General features: G+C 33.4%; 15 protein-coding genes. 4 read left to right on the forward strand and 11 right to left on the reverse strand.

Going from position 1 to position 20,909, the window contains the following annotated elements; genetic code table 11:
- Positions 1–66: 66 nt before the first annotated feature.
- The 11 genes from QBK95_RS20745 to QBK95_RS20795 form a co-directional block, all read right to left on the reverse strand.
- A complete protein-coding gene (locus QBK95_RS20745) occupies positions 67–747 on the reverse strand; it encodes a bifunctional 4-hydroxy-2-oxoglutarate aldolase/2-dehydro-3-deoxy-phosphogluconate aldolase (protein WP_280936476.1) in 681 nt (226 codons plus the stop codon).
- 1 nt (position 748) lies between these two features.
- Positions 749–1,753 carry a sugar kinase gene (locus tag QBK95_RS20750; RefSeq protein ID WP_280936477.1) on the reverse strand — a complete coding sequence of 335 codons (1,005 nt, stop codon included), beginning with the start codon at positions 1,751–1,753 and terminating at the stop codon, positions 749–751.
- Between the two features lie 20 nt (positions 1,754–1,773).
- Complete coding sequence (locus tag QBK95_RS20755) at positions 1,774–2,535, reverse strand: SDR family NAD(P)-dependent oxidoreductase (protein WP_280936478.1); 762 nt, start codon at positions 2,533–2,535, stop codon at positions 1,774–1,776.
- A 60-nt stretch (positions 2,536–2,595) separates the two neighbouring features.
- Positions 2,596–3,906: an MFS transporter gene (locus QBK95_RS20760; protein WP_280936479.1), complete on the reverse strand. Its 1,311-nt coding sequence runs from the start codon at positions 3,904–3,906 to the stop codon at positions 2,596–2,598.
- 3 nt (positions 3,907–3,909) lie between these two features.
- Positions 3,910–4,278 carry a cupin domain-containing protein gene (locus tag QBK95_RS20765; RefSeq protein WP_280936480.1) on the reverse strand — a complete coding sequence of 123 codons (369 nt, stop codon included), beginning with the start codon at positions 4,276–4,278 and terminating at the stop codon, positions 3,910–3,912.
- 3 nt (positions 4,279–4,281) lie between these two features.
- A complete protein-coding gene (locus tag QBK95_RS20770; protein WP_280936481.1) occupies positions 4,282–6,543 on the reverse strand; it encodes a heparinase II/III domain-containing protein in 2,262 nt (753 codons plus the stop codon).
- 34 nt (positions 6,544–6,577) lie between these two features.
- Complete coding sequence (locus QBK95_RS20775; protein WP_280936482.1) at positions 6,578–8,128, reverse strand: IPT/TIG domain-containing protein; 1,551 nt, start codon at positions 8,126–8,128, stop codon at positions 6,578–6,580.
- Positions 8,129–8,140: 12 nt separating this feature from the next.
- Entirely contained in the window at positions 8,141–10,564 is a 2,424-nt protein-coding gene (locus QBK95_RS20780; protein WP_280936483.1) for a polysaccharide lyase 6 family protein, read from the reverse strand.
- Complete coding sequence (locus tag QBK95_RS20785) at positions 10,564–12,057, reverse strand: RagB/SusD family nutrient uptake outer membrane protein (protein WP_280936484.1); 1,494 nt, start codon at positions 12,055–12,057, stop codon at positions 10,564–10,566. Before QBK95_RS20785 ends, QBK95_RS20780 begins: the two co-directional genes overlap by 1 nt.
- An 84-nt stretch (positions 12,058–12,141) precedes the next feature.
- Positions 12,142–15,288: a SusC/RagA family TonB-linked outer membrane protein gene (locus QBK95_RS20790; RefSeq protein ID WP_280936485.1), complete on the reverse strand. Its 3,147-nt coding sequence runs from the start codon at positions 15,286–15,288 to the stop codon at positions 12,142–12,144.
- 328 nt (positions 15,289–15,616) lie between these two features.
- A complete protein-coding gene (locus QBK95_RS20795; RefSeq protein ID WP_280936486.1) occupies positions 15,617–16,330 on the reverse strand; it encodes a FadR/GntR family transcriptional regulator in 714 nt (237 codons plus the stop codon).
- A gap of 889 nt (positions 16,331–17,219) precedes the next feature.
- On the opposite strand from QBK95_RS20795, the gene QBK95_RS20800 reads away from it, so the two are divergent.
- The 4 genes from QBK95_RS20800 to proC all read left to right on the forward strand — a co-directional run bounded on the left by QBK95_RS20800 (position 17,220) and on the right by proC (position 20,909).
- Positions 17,220–17,861 (forward strand): GNAT family N-acetyltransferase, encoded by a 642-nt coding sequence (locus QBK95_RS20800; RefSeq protein ID WP_280936487.1) that lies wholly within the window; start codon positions 17,220–17,222, stop codon positions 17,859–17,861.
- Complete coding sequence (locus tag QBK95_RS20805) at positions 17,849–19,039, forward strand: argininosuccinate synthase (RefSeq protein WP_280936488.1); 1,191 nt, start codon at positions 17,849–17,851, stop codon at positions 19,037–19,039. The genes QBK95_RS20800 and QBK95_RS20805 overlap by 13 nt, the downstream gene beginning before the upstream one ends.
- The gene (gene argC, locus QBK95_RS20810; protein WP_280936489.1) at positions 19,036–20,013 is read left to right on the forward strand and encodes an N-acetyl-gamma-glutamyl-phosphate reductase; all 978 of its coding nucleotides are present in this window, start codon (positions 19,036–19,038) and stop codon (positions 20,011–20,013) included. Before QBK95_RS20805 ends, argC begins: the two co-directional genes overlap by 4 nt.
- Before the next feature lie 101 nt (positions 20,014–20,114).
- Positions 20,115–20,909, forward strand: coding sequence for a pyrroline-5-carboxylate reductase (proC, locus tag QBK95_RS20815; RefSeq protein ID WP_280936490.1), 795 nt, complete (start codon positions 20,115–20,117; stop codon positions 20,907–20,909).

The raw sequence follows: 20,909 nt of genomic DNA on the forward strand, positions 1-20,909 counted from the left end.
AATTGACCTAAATGTTTGCCGATATGTTAGTTGGTGTACTTTGCTCCAATAGGAGCAAACCAAGTTTTAAAGATTATCGGTTCTTAGATGATCTACTATCTCAATGGAGTTTTTGGTTAATTCTTTAATACCGTTATAGTCGAAGTTTCCATTTTTATCTTTAATGATTAGTTTAGATCCCATACCTACGCAGTGTACGCCCGCATTAAACCAATCTGTGAGATTCTTTTTTTCAGGAGTTACTCCACCACTAGGCATAATACTAGTCCAAGGACACGGAGCTTTGATCCCTTTTACAAAATCGGGTCCTCCTATTTGGGCAGCTGGAAAAATTTTTACAATTTCAGCACCTAATTCTTCAGCATAATTTATTTCGGTTAATGTTGCACAACCTGGTAACCAAGCTATTTTTCTTCGATTACAAACTTTTGCTATTTCTTTATTTAAAATAGGGGAAACAATAAAATTGGCTCCTTTTTGTATAAATAATGCTGCCGTACTCGCATCAACGATAGATCCAATCCCTAATACCATACCAGGAAGCTTGTTGTTAACCCATTTTGATATTTCTGTAAAAATATCCTGTGCGTGATCTCCTCTATTCGTAAATTCAAATACTCTGGCACCGCCATCATAACAAGCTTTAATTACTTTTTTAGCAATATCAATATCTTGATGATAGAACAAAGGAACAATACCTGTGCGTTCCATAATTTGTGCAACTTCTATTCTTGTATACTGTGCCATATTATCGTTTTATTCTTCCCGTTAGATTACCTTGAATAATGCTTAATACATCGGACTCTGTTACCAAATTGGCATCGCCCTCTATAGTATGTTTTAGAGCACAGGATGCATTCGCAAATTCTATCGCTTTACTATCATTGTAATGTAAGAGCCCATGAATTAATCCTGCGGCATAGGCATCTCCAGTTCCAATTCTGTCAATTACGTGAGTAATTTCTAGTTCATCGGTTTCAGAAAATTCTTGTCCATTCCACATTCTGGCTCTTATTTTATGCCAACTTGCATTGATAGAGACTCTGGTTTTGTCAAAAACCCCTTTAATGTGAGTATATTGATTCATTAAACATTTACTGGCTTCAATAAAGTCATCATTCTCATATGAAAAATCCGTAGCCAACAATTCATTAATTTCATTAGGACCGCCAATAAATATATTTGACAATGCTATCAATTCATTAAGTACATTTTTGGCTTCTAATCCATAGTTCCATAACCCACTTCTATATGCGGGATCTGCGGATATAGTTATTCCTTTTGAATGAGCAACTTCTATGCCTTGTTTCAATGTTAAATACGCGTTTTGAGATAGGGCAGGAGTGATCCCTGTCCAATGGAACCAATTACAACCTTCTAATGCGGCATCCCAATTGATCTGGTTAGGTTCTATATTACAGAAAGCTGAATTCGATCTGTTATATGCGATTGTACTTGATCGCATGACTGCACCAACCTCCAGGAAATATAATCCCAGAGGATGACGCGAGTCAATAATCAAACCAGTATCTACTCCCAGTTTCTGCAAGTAGCTCTTTGCTGCATCACCAACAAAATCGTTGGATACTGCGGTAATATGTTGCGTTTTGTTACCGAATTGAGCAAGTGATATTGCTACATTCGCTTCAGTTCCACCAAAGTAGTATTCTAATTGGTTAGATTGTTTTAATTTTTTATTTCCCAAAGGAGCTATACGCATTAAAACTTCTCCAAAGGTTACTACTTTTTTCATTTTTTATTTTTCTTTATTTTTTAAATTCCTAAAGCTTGTCCACCACCTATCTGAATAGTTTCAGCAGTAATAAAGGCAGCGTCGTTACTTGCCAAAAAAGATACAACAGAAGCAACATCTTCAGGTTGACCTAATCGTCCTAACATAATGTTGTTTTTCCAAGAGGCAAATACTTCAGGTTTAGTTGATTTAATTTGCGCATGAAACGGAGTATCGATGGTGCCAGGTGATACTGCATTTACTCTAATGTTATACTCTGCCAAATCCTTTGCTAATGCTCTGGTTATGGCATTAACGGCAGCTTTTGATGTTCCGTAAATTCCTGCTCCAGGACCTCCTGCAGTCCATCCTGCATTTGACGTATAGTTAATTATTGAAGCATTCTCTCCTTTTTTAAGAAAAGGAATAGCAGCTCTTGAAGCAAAAAATGTAGAATCAAGATTTAAAGCCATTACGGATCGATAAAATTCTGTTGTCATACCTTCAAATCGGGATCTTCCACCCAATCCACCAGCATTGTTTACTAATACATCAATTTTACCATATTTTTCACCGATGGTGTTTATGTTAGAGGTTACCGCTTCTTCGCTTGTAACGTCAAATCCATAATACTCTGCAGTTATTCCTTGAGCTGTAAGTTCTGCAACTCTCTCAGCTCCTTTATCATCTTCTATACCGTTTAGTAGTACAATATATCCATCGTTGCCTAATCTTTTTGCAACTTCGAAACCAATACCTCCAGTTGCTCCAGTTACAACTGCAACTTTTTTGTTTAAATTCATCTTTTTCTTATATTAATTTTTAAAATTGTTTTAATTGACTTATTGTTATTTTTCTAAGGGTTATTTTTTAGCCTTTAATGGCTGAATATTGCCACATAAAATCCATACGCTCGCCAATACTATTAATGTCAAAGCACCTCCAACTATAAATGCAGGAGTGTAATTCCCTCCAGCTGTCAAAGTAGATACTAATGCAGTTAAACCTACTCCAGCAAATTTTGCTGACATTCCAGACAGACCAGAGAGTGTCCCTACTGTCTTTTTACCAAATAAATCACTGGGTAATGTCTGTATATTACCGATAGCTGTCTGAAATCCAAAAAGAATAACGGCCATGATTAATACTGCATTGACAGGGCTTCCTGGATCAGATAGTAAGTAGAAACAAGGAAGCATAATCAGACAACCTAGCGTAATAACAAACTTTCTAGTTTTATTAATATTCCAACCTGATTTAATACGATTCTGTGCCAGAAGTCCTCCGAACCAGGCTCCAATCATAGCTCCTACATAAGGTACCCAACCGTAGATTCCGACCGCTTTAACATCCATGCCATATACTTCTGATAGATAAATGGGAATCCAAAATACAAACAGCCACCATATAGGATCGATTGCAGCTGAGGAAAGAATTACTCCCCAACTCTCTTTATGAGATAACATTTTGCCCGTTTCTGGATTGTATTCATCAAGTTGATTTTCATCGTCAATTTGATCTACATTTTCCGATTTTGATTTGTCAAGAATATAATTCCTTTCTTTTTCAGTAAGCCATGGGTGTTTTCCTGGTGGTGCTTTCATAATTAGCATCCATGGAATTAACCATAGTAATCCCATAGCTCCAATGATTATAAATATCATTTGCCAGCTAAAATGAATGGTCATAAATGCAATTGCAGGAATTGATATGATACCTCCAATAGCAGCGCCTGAGTTGAAAATTCCTTGGGCAAAGGCACGCTCCTTTGCTGGGAACCACTCTGCATTTCCTTTTGCAGCACCTGGCCAATTTCCCGCTTCAGCAACTCCTAAAATAGATCTGAAAATTGAAAAACTAAGAAAACCTTTTGCTAATGCGTGTAATGCGGTTGCTAAAGACCAAAAACCTATAGAAATAGCAAAACCTAATCGTGTTCCTATTTTGTCAAAAATCTTCCCGAAAATAGCTTGACCAAAAGCATAGGAAAATAGAAAAATTGATGAGATCCAACCATAGATGTCTTTTCGTTCGTCTGTGGATTTATCTGGATATAATTCTTCAGCGATATCTGGCCATAATACGCTAAGTGATTGCCTGTCTATATAATTAATTACAGTAGCTAAGGCAATTAGCCCTATAACCCACCAACGTAATCCTTTTATTTTTGTCATTATCTATTTCTTTGTATGTGAAATTTCAAGAAAATCTTCTCTGATTGGACTAAATACATCGATTAGAACTCCAGCTTCCAAACAAACTGCTCCATGTGGAACATTAGGAGGAATAAAGAATCCATCACCAGCATTTAGTACTTTTTTTTCATCTCCGATGGTAACTTCAAAACTACCAGATTCTACATAAGTAGTTTGTGAATGAAAGTGATCATGGATATATCCAATGGCTCCTTTTTCGAAGTTTACTTTTACCATCATAATGTTAACATCATATCCTATCATTTGACGTGTAATGCCTTCTGCGGCTTCTTCCCATGGTTTGTCTTTGGTTACAAAGAATACATCGCTCTTTACTTTTGAGTAGCTCATTGTTTAGTTGGTTTTTAAATTGTAATTACCTGTCCATTGATATTCTATAGTATCGACAGTAATTTTATGTTGTTTATGTGGATCGTGTTCTTTATTTACAATCATTAACGTATAATGTTCCTCATTTTTGAATATCACTTTTACAATTGTGTATGTATCATCAGAATGAATCAATTGAATGTTTTTAATATCAGAATGAGGATTCTGTACGGATTCTAGTTTTGGATCAAAATTTCCGTGAGGCTCTATAATGTTTACAAAAACATGATCTTCTTTGTTGTTTTCTCGTATCATATAAGAAGCATCATTTCTAAGATTGAAATTGGGATCATTAGCTCCTAATCTCGAAAAAACCATCGCACTATTTGGATTTATAATACTTGAGATAGAGTAGAAGCGGTTTTGATTTAACCAAGTTAAGGTAGCGAAGTTTTGATCACTTTTACCTTCTCCCAGCTTCCATAAATGTTGATATCCATTTTGAGCACCTAATTCGGACAATGTACTTTCTTTGGTATACTCAAAATTAGTATCCATTAGCTGTCCTTGGTACATAAAGTTTAGATCATATTGATGTTTTTCTTTAGATGTAATTGCATAGATATCAATGATGAAAGGTGGCCTTTCTGCTGCCGAATCTTTAATCAAAGCCAATGTTCTTTGCATATTAATACCTTTATATGCATTTTCTTCTTTTGCACTAACAATTTGGAGTTTTGTATCTTTTAGGTTAGAAAAAAGCAATTGTGGGCTCACTTTACTTGCCGCTTTTACCTTACCATCGAATTGAGAATTTTGGTCAATTGTTACGGTATTATGAGCTATGGTTTGTTTTGCCCATGTTGTATTCTCTGGTAAGTATCTACCTCCTTGTTTAGACTCTACGTTTAAAAATCTTGCGGCTCCATAATCTTGTAGAATTTCTTGTTTTCCATCGTAAAAGAATATAGAAAGCCTATCAAAGTGACCATGTCCCATTCCTTGAGAAGCAAATTTAAAGACAGCCGTAAGTTTTTCATCTTTTTTGCCATTTGGCATACGTAATAAAGCTAATCCACCATCTGTTCCATCCTTTCCATCTGTAATTAGTAAAGGTTTTTTTTCATAAACTTTTGGTTTAAAGTTTTTTAAAGCCTTTGCTACTTCAAGACCTGCTCCTGAAATACTTACTTTATTATGAGCTAAAGTAATAGGCAGTAGCGAACTATCTTCATAATAGGCATATGCAATATTGCTGGCAAATATCAATTCACTGGTTAAATAGTTCTTTTCTTTTAAAGCATCATTAAAAGGAAAAAATGCACCATTTTCATCAGTTAGTTGCAATACTGTGGTTACCGCTTTACCTAATAATTGATCTCGGTATTCAAAGATTTTTAGATCAGGTTGATTGATCTGGATAGCTTGAGCGAACAGCATGAAAGGCATCATAGCATATCGCTGATAATAGGGACCTTCAGAATAGTATCCTTCTGGGGAGAAAAGCATATCTATCTGTTTAAGAAAACCAGTTTCTTTATCCTTATTACTTCCGTATAAAGCTCGGTCGATCATATCTTGATCTTTGAGAACATATCCTGTCATACCTACACCCGCTACTGCCCAGGTTCCATGATTATGTATTTTGTTAAAAGTTTTTTTAGAATCAACACTAATAAATTCTGCAACTTTCTTAAAAACGTGATCCTCTATTGTTTTTTTATCTTCAATTGAAATGGCATCACTTACCAAATTATATGCTTGTATCGAATTAACTAACCAAACACTTTCATTTAATCCTTGCCAAAAAAGTTTTCCAGCTGGATGATTTTCTTTTCTTTTAGGATGTAATGGTAATTTAGAATACATTTTTGCATACTCTAATAACATATCTGTTACAAACTTGGAGTATATAGTATCTGCAGTAATCATATAAGCAATTCCCGCAGAGTACATTTCTCCATAATTACGCTTATGTTTTTCATGAGTATATCCACCACCAGGATCTTTTGGGATAGGCACTTCAATTCCATTTTGAATTGCTTTGTCTGCTTTTTCTTTATGCTGTTCAAAGGAGACTTTTAAAACATCATTAGTGTTTAGTAATTTTTTTATTTCATTAGCTTCAGAAGTAGATAAGGAAAGTACAGGTTTTTGGATTTTAGGCGCTGTTTTGTTTTCGGTTTTACCTTCTTGATTGCAGCTAAAACAGAGAGTACTTAGGGTTAGGGTTAGGCAAAGAATGCCTAACCTTAACCATTTAGTATGTGAAGGTGATTGGATCATTATAATATTATGAAAATTTGTTATTTATCGTTTTTTAACCTTGATCTTTCCAGTTAGTTTGATCTGTAATGGAAGCTGCGGAGTAATCTACAGCTCCAAACTCTGTTAATACTCTATCGGTTACAATTATCCAATCGTAATCAGCTGATCTAGGTATATTATCTGAAGAACTACCAGCAGTAAGACGAAAATGGAATCTAGAAAAATCGGCTGCACTATCCATAAATCCGTTAAGTCTTACAGCAACTAATACCCATTCTCCTCCTGTATCTAAAAGAGGACCATTAGATTCTCTACGCTGAGCACTTGAAGTTCCTAGATATATTTTTGTTCTACAGTTAGCCCCATTAATTCTCATCCAGAAATGTAATACTGGATTTCCAGCAAATCTACCAGCTGGATCTAATAAAGCAGCTGACTCTTCTCCCATTTCTTCAGTTCCGAAATCATCACTAAAGTCGTAACAATAAATGGATGCTAAAGTACTAGTAGTAGCTTTTGGATAATCTAAGTGTAAATATCTACTTCCAAAAGGTTCTGTCATTCCAGTAAACCTTGGTTGTTCTGATTCTTCTTCTCCTAATGACAATACGACTTCATTAGGGTTACCATTCTTATTATCTCTTACAGTTTCTAAAGCTTTAGTATCAAAATCATAATATTCGTAATACGGTCCGTTGATGTATGGTATGTTAAACACTGTTTGACGCATTTCTGTATCTGTAATGATAACTTCTGAGATTCCTGTTGTTACTCCAGATGGAACCATAAAAGTTAAATCAGTTGGAGACGTAGTAATTGTTGCCTCGATACCATCTACTGTAACAGATGTTGTGAAATTGATATTCGCTCCTGTGATTGTTACCATATTATCTCTAGTCATTATCCTAGGTACATTATCTGGTTCTGGTGTCGGTATATTAACTAAGAACGAAGGGCTTAATTCTTGTGCGATTTCTCCGCTATTACTATTATATGTTAAATTAATAGCAACAGGATCTAGAGTTCCTGGGTTTGGAACAGTTACTACAATTACATCATTTTCTTGAAAAGAAATTACACCAGTAACTCCTCCAAAAGTAACACTTGATACAACTCCAAGATTAGCACCTTCTATAATTAGTAAATCATTTGCTGTAGCCTCACTAGGGATTGCACTTGTTACTGATGGTACAGGATACGATACAGTTAAACTTTCTGTTGATGTTGCTGTAAATTCAAGATTTTCTGCACCTTGTCTACTCAAATCGTTAATAAGAACAATCGGCCCAGAGATTACTGCTGGATCAACTCTTAGTAAAATTTGCGTGTCACTAATTTTACTTTTAATTTCTGTTGGTATGCCACCAATAGTCGCTCTATCGACGAATTGAAGAAATTCACCTTCGACAAGTACTTCCTCTAGAATTTCAACATTTAACGGAGAAAAACTGGTAATTACAGGATTTGCTGATTCAATTTCTTCAACAGTTTGATCCACTTCTATATCCGCATCACAAGATGAGGATATTATAAATATCAACATTAAACAGAAAACCAATAGACCTGCTAAGATTCTCTTAAAAGATGCTTCGTAATTTTTCATAATTCTATGGTGTTAATTTTGTTTTTTAGTATCCCATTTCAGTCCAATATGTTGCTGTTTACGCAGCGGTGATTTTTCACTTGGAATGAAGTTTTCTTTATCTTCCCATTTTGGGTTTTTATATAACACATCTTTTGCAGATGCTCCTTTTGTTGCTTTTACTGTACCGCAATCAAAAATGATGCAGTTGCTCAAAGTATTTTTATTTCCTTTTAGATTAACAGGGTTAATTACTCTATAACTTTTTTCGAACACAGAGTTTTTAATGTCAACCCATACAATACCTTTAGTTCTTAATACAGTTCCTTTTTCTGTATTACCTACATTACTGAACACAGAATTATCTACTATAATTTTTCCCCCTAAAGTAGATTCATCGGTTCCACCGCGGTAATAATTTACTGCCCATTGTTCTATGTCTTTAAAAATGGTGTTATCTATATTTACTACTTGAGCACTGTATTTTCCGAAATTGTCTTTTTCTTCTGAAAGATTGATTCCTCTATACGCATTTTCAATTCTTGAATTGACTATGCTTACTGTATCTGCGAAGGTTCCTTTATATGCTTTATAAATACTGCCTCCATTTTTGTTTTTGAAACTATGTATATAACAATTGTCAATGAATACAGAATATGGTTCAGAGATGCCTTTGTCGGGAGAAACAACCGCATATTTTATGGGAGTGCTCAGGTTTCCAGATATTTCTAAATTGTTTAATCGTAATGTATTACCTCCTTCAACTCTAAAGAAGTATGTTGGATTTTTTTCTAACCCATCTTTTACTTTTAACAGTGCTTTTTTGCTTTTAGAATTTCCTTGAATAGTAATACTACTTCTGATCTTTATTCCTTTTTCTAAAATGTATTCTCCAGATTTTAGTTGGATAATACTGCCATTAGAAGCTTTTTTTAATGCTTTACGTAACGTTCCTACACCAGGTTCTACCTCAATAATTTCTGATGTAACTATTGGCTTAGGAGGTACTACTTTAGAATCCCAAGAGGTCCCACTTTTAAGGATAAGTGCTTTTGGTAATTTTGTATTTCCAAGATTATATGCACCCGCAACAAAAGTTGTTCTCTTTGTTCCTGTAATATCAAGTTTAGGTAATTTACCTTCAGATTTTGAGTTTTTTATTAACTCTTCATTAATAGCATTTGGTATGTAAAGAATGTTTTCTAAAGTATCCCAGTTCACTTTAACTTTAGTAAAACCAGCTTTATTGAATTCTTTTCCTGTATCAAGAATATTTCCATAAAACTTAATTCCATCTAATGTATCGTATACAGCTGCAATATCATCACCTTTATCATTAAAGATTAAATTATTAGCGAAGATCGTATTCGCGGGAGCTAAGGATCTTTCTTCATCTTTTCCAGCACAAAACTGAATTGGAGAACTATTAATTATGGTGTTGTTTAAGATATGAACATCTTTTACTTGATGGTATCTGTTTGCAGGGCTATTAGGTACACCATTCATAACTACAATTGGCCCTCTAAAACCATCACCAGTTAGATTCATCATCAAATTATTTCTTACCACATGACCTGCATTAATAATTCTGATACCGCCTGTGTGTGGTTTTTGATTTCCAATGAATACATTGTTTTCAATTAAGCATCTGTTTCCGTGTCTTAGTGTTAAAACTCCTTGGCTTTCTAAGAAAAGATTGTTGCGATATACGTTATCACAAGATTTATTAGAAATGATTTCCACTTCTCCGTTGCATTTTTCGAAAACATTATCTTCTACAATAGTCCTAGATGATAACAAAGAGTTTTTACTAGTTCCTATTCGAATTGTTTCACCCCCATTAAAACCTAAAGCAGGTCGCTCTCCAAAATAATTATGATCAATTCTGTGATTATTTTGAATATGTTCTTCGCCTTTTAACCAAACTACCAGCGTAGTTCCTGAATTAGTTTTACCTGCAAAGTAGTTATGATCAACTCTATTATTTTTTCCCCAGATACTTATCCATTTGTAACCTATCGCTTTGGAATTTGGGTTATAATAAGTTATCGCACAATCTGTTAGTCTAGAATGTGTTGCAAATTCCTTAGAGTTTACTCTAAAGGAGATTACAGATTTATCAGAAGTAAAACCATTCTTAAACCACAAACCTTTTATTATCAAATGAGTTCCTGCAATCTTTAAGCTAGAATCCCCTGTAATAAATACTTTGCCAGATTCTTCTGCTTCAATTATAATTGGATGATCTGAAGTTCCTTGACCTTTTGCTATTAGTTTTACATCTTTCCATTCTCCATTTTTAAGTATGATACGATCTCCTGCTTTTGCAGATTTAATAGCACTATTGAATTCATCAATAGTAGCTACTTTAACCTCATTGGCAAAGCAGACGCATCCCATAAAAAAGAGTAAGAAGGATACTGTAGCAGTAATGATATGTTGTTTAGTTAAATGCATTAATAACCAATGTTTTGAGCTAGGTTAGGGTTTAGGTCAATTTCTCTTTGTGGTATTGGTAAGAGCAACTGAAATTCAGAGATAGGATTTGCATCTAAATCAGGGTTATCTGGATTGTTGTATGCAAATTCTGTAACAAAGTGTTCGTTGATAACGGTTAAGGCTCTATTGGTTCTCAAAAGATCAAAAAATCTATGATTTTCGAAAGCAAACTCCAGACGTCGTTCATTCTCTAACGCAAGTCTAAAAGCAAAGCTGGAATTCACATCAGATTCTGTTAAAGGAGTTAAGCCTGCACGCACTCTTACTTTGTTGAGTTCGATCAGTGCTTCAGAGATACTTCTGGCATCTACATATGCTTCAGAAAGCATCAATAACACATCGGCAAATCTTGTAACTGGCCAATCTACATCTCCATCATCTAATGCATTAAAATCAGAATTGTATTTTGTAACATGCTTATTAAAAATCTCAGTTCCGTTAGTGGCAATATAACTATCTGCCATAGATGTAGGTTTTCTTTGATCCTCAATTAAATATGTATCAGATACATCTTCAGTTGGGACATTAAGTCCATCACCGTTTCCAAAAACAACATTACCATCACTCTGCAAAGGAGCAAAGAAGTTAGGAAAAGGTGAACCTAAACCTATAAGTCCCTGTTCATAACGAACAGAAAAAATAACTTCATTATTTAACTCATTCCCTGGCTCAAAAAGGTCATCATAGTTTGCTAAAAGATCATTGATACCTCTATCTCTAACATATTCAAGTTGAGTGATAGCCGCTTCTAAATCTCTACCAGGACTAGATAAATGAACTTTACCTAATATTGTTCTTGCAGCAATACCAGTTGCTCTTCCAAATTCAGAATCGTCATATTGCTCTGGTAGCAATGCTATAGCATCTTCTAGATCTTGAATTATAAAGTTATAGACTTCTGTAGCTGGTCTACGTGATAGTTCAAAGCCTTCTTCCCCAATTAACACTCGATCAGAAATTACGGTACTTCCATATAATCTTGTCAAATTAAAATGCATTAAAGCTCTAAGAAATTTGGCTTCTCCTTCATATTGGTTTCTCAAATTTTGATCTTCTACGACGGTAAGATTGGCAATAATTCTATTAGCTAAAGCAATAGTTTTATAGCAATTAGCATAATACTGTTGATTTAAAGAATTATTTGTATCTACAGTAAGGCGATCCAGTGTAAAACGTGGAGCATCTGATTCTGGAGATCTATCAGGGTTTGTAAAAGTGTTATCAGAACGAAGTTCTGTAACATTCCATTCTACAGCCATAACATCATATAAACTTGAATATGCAGCAATTACTCCTCTATTCAATTCTTCTTGATTATTGTAGAAGTTGTTGTCAGATCTAAAAGAAATTACATCTTCTTCAAGATCACAAGACATTGTAAGTAATGCCAAGCACAATGCATAAATATTAAAATTTATGAATCTGTTTTGAAGTTTAAAAATATGTTTCATTTTATATATTTTTTAGTCAGTGTTTCATTTAATATTATTCGTCTTGACCAATTATATTTGAAATTGACTATGATTAATTGCTTTTTAGAAATTGATATCCAATCCAAGTGCTAGTTGTCGCTGCACAGGTGTAACTCCTCTTTGATATCCTCTAATCAGGACATTACCTCTATCCGTATTTCCTTCAGGATTATTACCTAAGTAATCGTCTGCTGCCTGATACCATAGATTTTGTCCAGATAGGTAAATTCTCATTTTTTGTAAACCTATTTTCTTAGCAGAATTAGCAGGAATAGAATATCCTAATACTACTTCTCTTAGTGATATGTAAGAGGCATCTTGTACAGCATAATCTGTTTCTAACCAAGGTACACCGATTCTAATTCCAGGTCTACTTGCTGGTACATTTTCATTAAACCATTGATTTTCTGCATATACAGCACTATAACGTTCGACTTCATTATAGAAAGCTTCACCCCATACAACTTCACCTCCTTGAGACCCTTGAAAAGAAAAATTTAGATCTAAATTTCCATAGGTAAAGGTATTTGTGAATCCCCAAATAAAATCTGGAAATGGATCACCAATTACAGTTCTATCATCTTCATTAATAATTCCATCACCATTAACATCTACTCTTTTAAGTCCACCTACAGCATCTGTTATACCGCTTGGACTATTAGCTAAATCATCTGCATCCTGAAAAATACCATCTGTTCTGTATCCGTAGAACTGAATATAAGGTTCTCCTACACGTGTAATATATTGATCAGTTCTTTCTCCGTTATTAATAGCTCTTTCAGAACCACCAAAAGAAACAAGTTTATTCTCATTGAAAGATATATTGGCACTACCTTGCCATTTCAATTTACCGCTTCCAAGGTTTGTTGATAAATCAAACTCCCAACCAGAATTTTGAACTTTTCCAATGTTATTCCATTGTTCATCAAAACCAGTAGTATTGGATATTTGCTGTCTTAATAAAAGTTTTTCAGATAATTTATAGTAATAATCTACAGTAAGGTTTACAGAACCGTTGAAAAAACCTAGATCAATACCATTATTAAATTCAGTATTTGTTTCCCAGGTTATATCAGGATTTCCTTGTAAAAAATCTACTTCACCTTGTCCTGTTGTTACTCCACCTGTGTTTCCTAAGCTGTAATTGCTGAAATCTACGATAGTTTGTGATAAGAAATCAAATAGAGGAGGAGCAGCTCCACTAATACCCCAACTAGACCTTAGCTTTAGATTATTTACGGTATTACCAATACTGTTTCTCCAGAAGTTTTCATTTGCAACGTTCCAACCGATAGAAACAGATGGGAAAACTCCATATTTATTGTTTTTACCAAATTTATTAAAACCGTCAACTCTTCCTGCCAGAGAAATTAAATAACGATCTTTATAGGCATAATTAATTCTTCCTAAATATGAAGATAATATAGTTTCATCTTTTATAGTAAAAGTGTCATTAAGATCTATAATTGTTCCACCATTAAGTGTGGTTATTGTTTCGTCATCAAAATTGGTTATTCTAAGATTACTAAGACGTTCTGAGGTATTCTCATAAGTGATTCCTGCTAATAATCCAAGATCGTGACCATTAAAATCTCTGTTATAGGTTAATGTATTTTCATTAATATATTTAACAGTAAGCTGATCTGCTAATATACCTTCGGTTTCTCCATCTCGATCACCATCAGACCCAAAGAATTCTTCACCAGTTCTATATCTTACATACCCACCAAGAGAGGATTTAAAAGTAAGTCCTTTTGCAATTTTCCATTTTACCGATCCGTTGGCTAACAATCTGTATTCAAAACGGTTTCTTCTACTAGCTTCTTGTCTAGAGATTGGGTTGAAATTTGATGAAGACCAAAGGTTTTCTAGATTTCCAGTATTCTCTACCTGACCTGTAACAGGATCTACATAATCGAAGTTTAGATTTCTAAAATGTAAAGCATGCGCATAACTCCCTACAGGTTGTCCTGTTAGATCTGAAGTGTATTGATTATGTCTAACGGGGATCCAGGTCTCATATCTACCAACATCGGTAAAATTAATAGAAGATCTTCTGGTTAAGGTATAGGAAGGGTTTATTTTTAAATCAAAACTTAAGTTATCAGATAATTTAGATTTAAGTCTAGCCGATAGATTTAACCTTTCTAAATCGTTATCTTTTCTTAATCCTTCATTATAGATATAGTTGGCAGATACTAAATAGTTAGTCTTACTTCCTCCACCATAAATATTTAATTGATAATTTTCTATTCTAGCTGGATTCCTTAAAGCTTCTTCCTGCCAATTAGTTGGGCCGCCAATGTTTTGCGCAACGGTCCTTTTTCCTATTTGAACATTATCATAATTTACGAAGTTAGGTTCTCTGTTTTCTTGCTGAGCATTAAAGTTTTCTACTAACTGATCTCTATCTCTATCTAAGTCAGAAAATTCAATTGCATCTAACAGATCAATACTTCTTGCTGCTTGTTTGAAACCAGATAAAGATTTAAACTCAAAAGATGTTTTTTCTGCTTTACCTTGTTTAGTAGTAATAAGTATAACACCGTTAGCACCTCTGGATCCATATATTGCTGTAGAACTTGCATCTTTAAGTACTTCTATGGATTCTATGGTACTAGGATTGATAAACTGAAGACCATCATCAAACGGAAACCCATCTACTACTACTAATGGAGCAGAACTAAGACTAATAGAACCAATACCTCTTACAATTATTTCAGGTTCATCACCAACATTACCACTGGTATTTCTAATTTGAACACCTGCAATTTTTCCTTTAATACTATTAGAAACATTGGAGTAGGGTAATTCATCAAGGTTTTTGTTTTCTAATTTTGCAACAGAAGCTGTTAAACTGGATTTTTTCTGAACTCCATATCCAATAACCACAACTTGTTCCAGTTCGGAGGCTTCTTCTTCAAGAGCAACATCAACTTTTGTTTGATTATCAACTACTATGGTTATTGTTTTCTTTCCTGTAAAAGAAAATGAAATAACATCACCTTTCTTTACATTAAGTTGAAAGTACCCATCAAAATCTGTTGTAGTTCCAGTATTTGACTTCAAAATCAGTACATTAACTCCAGGTATCGGAATCCCATCTTCTTGAGAAGTGACCGTTCCTTCTAATGTAATGCTATCTTGAGCAAGCACTGTACAATGATATAGAACAATCAGGACGATTGTTATAATCTTTTTAAAATACATAAGTAATTATTTTTGTTTTTTAATGCTTTAGTTTAAATCACTAATTGGTTTATTTTCGATTTTAAAAGCAAATCCTGAATATTATAATTACTTGTAGTAAACAAATCATTAAAAAATGATAAATCGAAATATCTTTATCTATTTTTATTATCTTTGTTTTAATCTATCTATAAGTAATTATAGTCATAATTTTACTTTTTTAACTAAGTAAAGTTTCGAAAATTAAGGGATTAGTGTGGTAGCTGTCCCTTTTTTTGTTGCTGTTTTCCTTGTTACATGATATACTGTTTTTAGTTGTTTCCTTACTTTTTATAATTGTTTCTTAATTTTATTCGTAACAAAATTTATATAAATCTTTAAAGTGCTCTTCAAGTTTTTGAACGGCTTTATCTGGATCTTTCTCTACAATTGCATCTATAATTGCTTGATGTTCCTTAATTAATAAATGGTTTTCATCTTTATTACAGACTTTATTTGCTACAAAACGAGTAATAATTTCTGGAGTAATAACTAACATTAAAGAGTTGATTACACTATTACCACTTGCTTCAGATAATTTTAGATGAAACATTAAATCCTCTTCTACTGCATTAAGACCGTTTATTGCCTTCTCGCTGTATGCTTCATGTGCAGCTTGTATTTGATCCAAGTGTGCATCGGTTCTTCTGGTAGCTGCCAAGCGAACAGCATTTGTCTCTAAAATTAACCTTGTTTCTACCAGAGATTTAAAATCAGGTTCTTGTAATTGTAGAATATCGGACATCATACCATTTAGAGCAGTTACTCCAATATTAGATACTCGAGTACCACTTTGAGGATATTTTTTTACTAATCCATAAAATTCTAATCGTTGAATAGCTTGTCGTAATTGATTACGACTCACGCCTAATTTCTCTGCTAGAATTCTTTCTGCAGGAAGCTTGTCTCCAGGTTCAAGTTGCTTAGAAACAATTAATTCCCTAATTTTAGAAATAATTATTTCTTCGGAACCCTTTTTGGGACTGGACAAAACGTCCGTTTCCTTTTCGATTTTAATACTCATATACTGGTTTTGATTTTAACTGGTTGACCAATCTGGTTAACCAAAAGTATTGTTTTTTTTTATTTTCACAAAATTTATATGTTAAAAATATTAGGAAACCTTAAAAAAAGAGCCTTTTTTTTAATCAAATACAAGCTCTGAACCCTTTCTAACAGTATAGAAACTATAAGAAATGTGTTTTTTTAATATTTTTATTAATATACTACTGTCTTGCTATTACTTAGCGATACTAGTAAGGTCATACTAATAGTAAGTATATATAGATCACTTCTAGAGTTAAAAATAATCAAAAAGCGAATAGATGTAATTGTCTAAGTTGTTAATAATTAGTTTAATGCAATTATGGAGTCTTTTTTTTACGGTTTATTCTTAATTATGGAAGTTGTTTTAAGAAAATGATAATTTTAGAAGATTTTAGTTTATTTCCTTTTGCTTGAATATGGTTTTTATGTAATATTGCATCATCTAGTTAACGAAAGGGGCTACGGCCGACGATTTAGAGTTACTATTATGAAAACGACAAATTATATTCTTACAGAAGTTACAGTTCAATCCTTGAACCTATTAGGTAATACTATCATACCGATACGTCGCTTTCGTCGCCCCTTGGGGGTCTAACAATTTTATGAAGTAGGTGCGTCCTACTTCCCCTAGAAACATATTCCGAATATTTGTATTGTTAAGATTATAATCAAGATTCAATGTATTATAGTTATTAGCTAATACTTCATATTCTTACCTGGAATTAAAACTAAAAAATCAGTACAGATTATAGCTTTTTGATATACATAACTCATTGATGAAATGTGTTAAGTAAAAATGCTTAAATAAATCGAAGAGTTATATAATGAATTACATCTGACCTTAATATGGTGATAGTAATATACAGATGAAAGAGATAGAAATTATAATAGCAACAAAGGATCATCTTGCATATGCTTACGAGATATGTAATGTTATATCAGACTCTGCAAAAGTTAGAGGAACTGGTATAGCTAAGCGTACTCCTGAGTATATAAAAACCAAAATCAGAAACGGAAATGCAATTATCGCATTATCAAATGATCAATTTGCTGGATTTTGTTATATCGAAGTTTGGGGACACGAGAAGTATGTTGCTCATTCTGGATTAATAGTACATCCTAATCATAGAAATAAAGGATTGGCTAAAAAAATCAAAGAATTTACATTTAATTATTCTTTGAAAAAATATCCAACCTCTAAAGTTTTTGGGATTACCACTGGATTAGCGGTTATGAAAATTAACTCTGATTTGGGATATAAGCCTGTAACTTTTTCCGAACTCACTGATGATCCTAAGTTTTGGGCTGGTTGTAAAACCTGCACTAATTATGACATCCTTACTGCAAAAGACCATAAAATGTGTTTATGTACAGGAATGTTATATGATCCAATTAATGGAAAAAAGAAAAAGGAAAAATGGTACAACAAGAAAGTACTAAAAAGATTAAAAAACATAAAGCAAACAATGCTTGAAAATAATAAACAATTGATACTATGGAAAAAGTAGTAGTAGCATATAGCGGAGGTTTAGATACTTCATACTGTGTAAAATACCTTATACACGAAAAAAAATTAGACGTACATACCATATTGGTAAATACGGGAGGGTTTTCTAAAGAAGAGCTCCTACAGACAGAAAAAAGAGCATATGAGTTAGGAAGCACCTCTCATACAAATAAAACTATACTGAATGAATTTTATCAAAAAGCAATTAAGTATTTGATTTTTGGAAATGTTCTTAAAAATAACACCTATCCTCTTTCTGTAAGTGCAGAAAGAATATTTCAGGCAATAGAAGTCATAAATTATGCTAAAAAAGTAGGAGCCAAGTATATTGCGCATGGTAGCACTGGTGCTGGAAATGACCAAATTAGATTTGATGTTATATTTCAAACCTTAGCACCAGAAATAGAAATAATAACACCCATTAGAGATTTAAAACTTTCACGTCAAGAAGAGGTTGAATTTTTAGAAAAACATGGAGTGCATTATAGTTGGGAAAAAGCTCAGTATTCTATTAATAAAGGGATTTGGGGAACAAGTGTAGGAGGAAAAGAAACCTTAACCTCACATAGTTCTTTACCAGAGAATGCATATCCAAGTCAATTACAAAAGCAACAAGAAGAAACAATAATTCTGAATTTTGAAAAAGGAGAGTTAGTAGGTTTAGACGGTGTCCAAGATACACCCATTAGAAATATTCAGAAACTAGAGGAGCTGGCTAGTGCATATGCCATTGGTAGGGATATTCATGTGGGAGATACTATTATTGGTATTAAAGGTAGAGTAGGGTTTGAAGCTGCAGCACCTCTTGTAATTATAAAGGCACATCATTTATTAGAAAAACATGTGTTGACCAAATGGCAACAGTATTGGAAAGAACAATTAGCAAATTGGTATGGAATGCTGTTACATGAAGGAAATTATATGGATCCTGTAATGAGAAATATCGAAGTTTTTCTTGATGATTCTCAACAATCTGTTACTGGTAATGTAATAGTGAAATTGAAACCCTATCATTTTACCTTAGAAGGGATTGAATCTGAATTCGATATGATGAAATCTGACTTTGGGCAATATGGCGAAATGAATAATTCTTGGACCTCTGAAGATGCTAAAGGTTTTATTAAGATCTATGGCAATGCTAATAAAATATATCACAATGTAAATGCTAATAAGTTATGATTGCAGTAGGAATAGTTGGTGGATCAGGATACACCGCAGGAGAATTACTTAGATTACTGGTACATCATCCAAAAGTAGCCCTGGATTTTGTATATAGTACGACCAATGCAGGTGTTTCTATCAGTAAACAGCATACAGATTTAATAGGAGAAATAGACCTTAAGTTTACCGATAGCATTAATCCAAATGTGGACGTATTATTCTTATGTCTTGGTCATGGAAGGTCCAGAACATTTTTAGAAATGAATACTTTTTCTAAGAAAACAAAAGTGATAGATCTTGGTAATGATTTTAGATTAAAGGATGACCAGAAATTTTTGGATAGAAGCTTTGTATATGGATTACCAGAATTGCAAAAAGAAAAAATTCAATCTGCTCAAAATATTGCAAATCCAGGATGCTTTGCTACAGCAATTCAATTAGGCCTGTTGCCTTTAGCATCTATAGATAAAATAATAGATACAGTACATATTAATGCAACTACAGGAAGTACTGGCGCTGGAGTAATGCCTGGCGGAACTACTCATTTTAGCTGGAGAGATAATAATTTTTCTAGTTATAAAGTGTTTTCGCATCAGCATTTGGGAGAGATTAATCAAAGCATAGCGCAGTTGCAAGCTGATTTTAAGACTCCAATTTTCTTTATACCTAATAGAGGAAATTTTAGCAAAGGAATTTATGCAACTATGTATACTAAGTATGAAGGAACTGAATCAGAAGCAAAAGAGTTATATGCATCTTATTATAAAGATGCAAAATTTACAGTGGTATCTGATGAAGAAATTAACCTTAAGCAGGTTGTAAATACCAATAAATGTATTTTACATATTAGTAAAAAAAATGGAATGTTATTAATCACATCAGTAATTGATAACTTGATAAAAGGTGCATCTGGTCAAGCCATTCATAATATGAATTTAATGTTTGGATTGGAAGAAAAAATGGGGTTAGAATTAAAAGCAAGTGCATTTTAAAAATGACAATTGTCATACTGAACTTGTCGAAGTGTTTTCAATATTTAAGATAATGAATGTAAGTCTTTAACAGGTTCAGACTGACTAAAAAGAAATAAAGAATGGATACAATAACAATTATAGGAGGAGGAAACTTAGGAAAATCCATAATATCTGGATTATCTGGAAGTGACTTGTTCGAAGCAAAAAATATCACTGTAGTTGATAAATCGAAATATAACTTAAAAGAAGTAGAAGAAAAACTGGGAGTGTCGACATCACAGAATATTCCAACATCTATAAAGGATGTAAAATGGGTTATACTTTGTGTTCAACCAAGGCAGTTAGATATTGTTTTACAAGAGATTAAAGATATACTTACTGCGGATCAAATATTAATATCGACAGTAACGGGTACTTCAATAGAAGAAATTAATGCAATAGTTCCGAATAATAAAGTAGTTAGAGTAATGCCTAATACAGGAGCGGCAAAAAAGCTATCGATGACCTGTATAGCTGCTAATAATGATGTAAAGGAAGAACTCGCAATGGTAGAAAAAATGTTTGATACCATTGGTGAAACGTTGATTATAGAAGAACGATTGATGCAGGCAGCTACAGTTTTAGGCGCTAGCGGAATAGCGTTCTTTCTAAGGTTTTTAAGAGCAATGATTCAAGGTGGAATTCAAATGGGTTTTCATCCTCATGAGGCTCAGATTATTGCAGTACAAACAGCCATTGGAGCAGCAACATTGGTTGCAGAAAATGGAACACATCCTGAACGCGAAATAGATAAAGTAACCACACCACAAGGATGTACAATTGAGGGATTAAATGAAATGGAACATCAAGGATTAAGCTCATCGGTCATAAAAGGAGTAATGGCTTCTTATGAAAAAATTAATACAATTAAATAA

This window comes from Aquimarina mycalae (assembly GCF_029906345.1).
Taxonomy (GTDB): domain Bacteria; phylum Bacteroidota; class Bacteroidia; order Flavobacteriales; family Flavobacteriaceae; genus Aquimarina.

Coding starts and splice junctions, on each gene's coding strand:
- proC (WP_280936490.1), top strand. CDS start 20,115: ATGGATACAATAACAATTATAGGAGGAGGAAACTTAGGAAAATCCATA.
- QBK95_RS20770 (WP_280936481.1), bottom strand. CDS start 6,543: ATGATCCAATCACCTTCACATACTAAATGGTTAAGGTTAGGCATTCTT.
- QBK95_RS20745 (WP_280936476.1), bottom strand. CDS start 747: ATGGCACAGTATACAAGAATAGAAGTTGCACAAATTATGGAACGCACA.
- QBK95_RS20800 (WP_280936487.1), top strand. CDS start 17,220: ATGAAAGAGATAGAAATTATAATAGCAACAAAGGATCATCTTGCATAT.
- QBK95_RS20805 (WP_280936488.1), top strand. CDS start 17,849: ATGGAAAAAGTAGTAGTAGCATATAGCGGAGGTTTAGATACTTCATAC.
- QBK95_RS20775 (WP_280936482.1), bottom strand. CDS start 8,128: ATGAAAAATTACGAAGCATCTTTTAAGAGAATCTTAGCAGGTCTATTG.
- argC (WP_280936489.1), top strand. CDS start 19,036: ATGATTGCAGTAGGAATAGTTGGTGGATCAGGATACACCGCAGGAGAA.
- QBK95_RS20750 (WP_280936477.1), bottom strand. CDS start 1,753: ATGAAAAAAGTAGTAACCTTTGGAGAAGTTTTAATGCGTATAGCTCCT.
- QBK95_RS20780 (WP_280936483.1), bottom strand. CDS start 10,564: ATGCATTTAACTAAACAACATATCATTACTGCTACAGTATCCTTCTTA.
- QBK95_RS20755 (WP_280936478.1), bottom strand. CDS start 2,535: ATGAATTTAAACAAAAAAGTTGCAGTTGTAACTGGAGCAACTGGAGGT.
- QBK95_RS20760 (WP_280936479.1), bottom strand. CDS start 3,906: ATGACAAAAATAAAAGGATTACGTTGGTGGGTTATAGGGCTAATTGCC.
- QBK95_RS20795 (WP_280936486.1), bottom strand. CDS start 16,330: ATGAGTATTAAAATCGAAAAGGAAACGGACGTTTTGTCCAGTCCCAAA.
- QBK95_RS20785 (WP_280936484.1), bottom strand. CDS start 12,057: ATGAAACATATTTTTAAACTTCAAAACAGATTCATAAATTTTAATATT.
- QBK95_RS20790 (WP_280936485.1), bottom strand. CDS start 15,288: ATGTATTTTAAAAAGATTATAACAATCGTCCTGATTGTTCTATATCAT.
- QBK95_RS20765 (WP_280936480.1), bottom strand. CDS start 4,278: ATGAGCTACTCAAAAGTAAAGAGCGATGTATTCTTTGTAACCAAAGAC.